Below are 1377 nucleotides of genomic sequence, written 5' to 3'. Positions count from 1 at the left end.
CCCGCCCCCGGGCGCGAAGGTGCGGATCCGCGCCCGGGGGCGGGGGAGGGCGGGGCGTGCCGTCCACGGGCTGCGCGAGCCGGGCCTGGAGCGCGGCCTGGTTGCGCGCCTGCGTGAGCGCGGACTCCAGGTCGGGTTGATCCGGCTTGAGCGTGCGCACCTGCGTCCACTGCGTGAGGGTGTCCGACCAGCGACCGTCAACAGAGTAGGCCCAGCCCAGCTCCCAGCGGCAGTCGGCGCGGGACGGCGCGGCCTGGACACACGCGGACAGCTCCGCGATGGCGGTGTGGCTGTCCTTGGCCTGGAGGGCTGCCACGCCTCGCGCGTAGTGCTCGTTCGGGTCGCCCACGGCGACGAGGCCGGGGGCGGGGTCGGTACCGGGCCGGGGGCGCATGGCCACGGCGGCGGCGCGCAGGGCCGCGACACTGGCGTCCACGGCGATGCGGCCCGCCTCGGAGAGCGTGTCGGTGCCCGGGGTCGAAGTCCGCACGGTGGAGGGTGCGGTGCCCGTCGCGGGAGGCGTGTCTGTGTTTGAGGTGGGCGCGGGCGCGGCCATGCCGGCGGGCATCCGCATCGAGACGGTGGTGGCCGAGGTGTTCGGGGCCGTGCCGTTGGCGAAGCTCACGCCGGAAGGACGGGGCGCGACGCCGCCGGCCTGCACGATGCCGCCGTTGCCGCGCGCCTGCGCGGTCCCCGCGAGCGAAGGGTTCTTCGCCGCAGCCTGCACGGAAGCGAGGCCCGCCGTGCCGAGCTGCGCGGTTCCCACCACAGCCGAGCGCTGGATGTTCGCCGCAGCCTGCACAGAAGCGAGGCCCGCACTCGTGAGCCGCGCGGTTCCCATCGCGGCCGTCCGGTGGCCGTTAGCGGCAGCCTGCACCGACGCAAGGCCTGCATTCGTCAGCCGCGCGGTTCCCATCGCGGCCGTGTGCTGGATGTTCGCCGCGGCCTGCACCGAAGCGAGGCCCGCCGCGCTGAGCTGCCGCGAACCCACGCGCGCGATGTTCGAGCCACCCACCGCGGCCTGGACGGAGGCGAGACCCGCGGTGTTGAGCGCGTCGGTCGTGTGAGTCCCCTCGGTCGCCGCCATCACCGCCGCGAATCCCGCCGCATCGAGCTGCCCGGCTCCGACGTTCCGGATCACGGAGCGCACGGAGGCCGTGCCTGCGTCGAGCAGCAGCGCGGTGCTGGGGCGCTCACCTGTGGAGAAGTTGTGGGGGACGGAGGCAGCGGGCGCGGCGAGCGCCAACATCAACAGGACGGACGGGGCCATGGCCCGTGCATCTTACGGCAAGGCGAAGGGGCGAGGGCGGCACCGCTGCGGCCGGCTCGACAGCAGCCGGGCAGACGACACGCCCACATCCCCTCCAGGCCCCATCC

Annotated in this window: 1 protein-coding gene; it reads right to left on the bottom strand. The window is 74.9% G+C overall.

Annotated elements, in window-relative coordinates; genetic code table 11:
* A partial coding sequence (locus D7X12_RS41375) for a tetratricopeptide repeat protein (RefSeq protein WP_500683246.1) occupies nucleotides 1-1270 on the bottom strand: 1270 nt, incomplete at its 3' end.
* Between the last annotated feature and the right edge of the window lie 107 nt (nucleotides 1271-1377).

This window comes from Corallococcus sicarius, from assembly GCF_003611735.1.
GTDB classification, from domain to species: Bacteria; Myxococcota; Myxococcia; order Myxococcales; family Myxococcaceae; genus Corallococcus; species Corallococcus sicarius.
Note: the sequence above shows the minus strand (reverse complement) of the source record. Positions and strands in the feature narration are given on the sequence as shown.